The organism is Blautia wexlerae (genome assembly GCF_013300825.1).
Taxonomy (GTDB): domain Bacteria; phylum Bacillota; class Clostridia; order Lachnospirales; family Lachnospiraceae; genus Blautia_A; species Blautia_A wexlerae_B.
Genome location: NZ_JAAIMY010000069.1, coordinates 1 through 2127, shown reverse-complemented (window position 1 = coordinate 2127; position 2127 = coordinate 1). Strand labels below are relative to the sequence as shown.

2 protein-coding genes are annotated in these 2127 nt (G+C 39.4%); both read right to left on the bottom strand.

Annotated features, from left to right (window positions below; all coding sequences use genetic code 11):
* Positions 1 to 83 precede the first annotated feature (83 nt).
* Positions 84 to 293: a DUF378 domain-containing protein gene (locus G4417_RS16380; protein ID WP_118587177.1), complete on the bottom strand. Its 210-nt coding sequence runs from the start codon at positions 291 to 293 to the stop codon at positions 84 to 86.
* A 274-nt stretch (positions 294 to 567) separates the two neighbouring features.
* Positions 568 to 1779, bottom strand: coding sequence for an IS110 family transposase (locus G4417_RS16375; RefSeq protein WP_173684225.1), 1212 nt, complete (start codon positions 1777 to 1779; stop codon positions 568 to 570).
* Between the last annotated feature and the right edge of the window lie 348 nt (positions 1780 to 2127).

Here is a 2127-nt window from a genome sequence, read left to right as displayed (position 1 = left end):
ACGCGCGACCTTGCCAAGGTCGAGACCGCGGGTTCGAGCCCCGTCTATCGCTCTTGGGACTTCGGAGAATCCGAAGTCCTTTTTTATTCTGATTCAGTATCCAAATCGCCGTAGAAGGTCAGAAGACAGAGACCGCAAATTCCTACAAGACCATATATGATCCTGGAAATCCAGCTCATGCTTCCGAAAAGGAGAGCAACCAGATTCAGATTGAAAAAACCGATCAGTCCCCAGTTAACAGCTCCGATAATGGAAATCGTCAGTGCCGTATATCTTAAACATTTACTTCCCATAAGTCACCATCCTTTCGTATCCCTGTGGCTGTAGACAGCTCTGACAGGAATCATAAAGCTATTACATTTCATATTGTTTCATGAAAGACAAAAAATATGCACAGCAGGTTCAAATTAATTTTGAATAATTGTGCGTCGCATTCTCGTTACTTTAGCCTGCAAATAAAAAGTCAATACTAAAATTGAAGAAAGTTAAAAAACTTTACAGGTTAAAAATTAGGCATTAAAATAAGGCCACCACAACCAGTGCTGGTCTGAAAGTAAAAGTTTTGAATTAGCTTGGATCAGGAAGAACAGAAAGATATTCTTTCACTCGTCCATAGTATATTTTGAGAAATTTATTAGCACCTGCAGTCATATAAACATAGTAAGGCTTACCCTGGGTGCGTTTTCTGTCCATGAATTGATATACAGGATCATCCTGAGGCATGGTTTTGATAAGAACATCCATTACTTGAAAAAGAGTCTTTCTTAAATTTGAAGATCCACGTTTGGATGTTGGGACGCTTTTTTGTGCATAGGAACCAGATTCGTTTACCCCAGGATCAACTCCGGCGAATGCAGTAAGGGCTCCTTTATGCGTGAATCTGGTTACATCACCGATCTCAGCCATAAGCTGTGGACCGAGAGATGGACCAATCCCTTTAAACTGCATGACAATTGAGTATTCAGGAAGCTTTGAGGCAGTCTCGTTCATGAGAGTGCGTATTGTTTCGACAGTAACGGAAGTACTGTTGAGCTGATCGATAGCTTGTCTGATGATATGTTTGGTTATTTCATTCTTAGGAAATACTGGAACAAGTTCCTTTGTTTTGGTGTAAATTTCTTCCGCTTTTGATTTATTGAAGGCATATTTTTTGCGCTTGCACCAGTTCTGATAATGTTCAACAAAAGCGTTTAGAGACATTTTACGAATGCAATCTACATGCCAGTATGTAGAGACAAAATCAACCCATTTCTGGGAACCATCACTGCGGGTGGGACTATTGAAATAAGTATTTGCATTTGGATAGGTCTGGTCAATGAGGCCAATAAGATTATTTTTCATAGCCGTTTTTTGTTTCACATAGAAATGGAACTGACGATTCATGACCTTTAGCTGAGCGCGTAATTCATCTGTAATACTATACGGTTCAAGACTTTGCCATTTGTCAAGAGCGTAGCGGGCAATCTTGACAGAATCAGCTTTGTCGGACTTGATTTTGCGAAGAGAATCGTTATTAAAATCTTTGACCAACTTGGGATTAACAGCACTGACAAAGAGATCTGCTGCTGAAAGCTGGTGAGCAAGTGCTTCGTAGTAGCGGCCGGTATGTTCCATTACAACCCGGGATTCACGTTCGATAGAATGAATAAGTTTAATAAGTGAATGGATATCACTGGATGTGTGCTTAATCTCAAAAGGAGAGGATACAATCTCCCCAAATGGTCTCAGAATTGTAACCATACTTTTACCTTTTGAAACATCGATACCTACTGCGTTCATAAATTTATCACTCCTTAAAAAATATTACAATGGATAAATACCAGTTTTACTCATTACCTGTTCAAACTACTGTGTGTGACACGAATGCACCTAATGTGATTCAACCTGCATAAAACGAACACTGTGAATGAGGAGCCGGTTATCAGTCTAAAGTACGGACGCGAGGTCCAAGTGATGAAGTCGATATACCATTGCATCCTACATTCTAACAGTTTAAGTAATGAGATGGATAAATCCTTACTGGAAGTAAGGGGATTACCCATAAATATATTGTAGTAGTGATGAGTTAGACGGCTTGAATGAAAAAGTAAATTCTACATTCTAATATACCTTGATTTTATGCGGGAT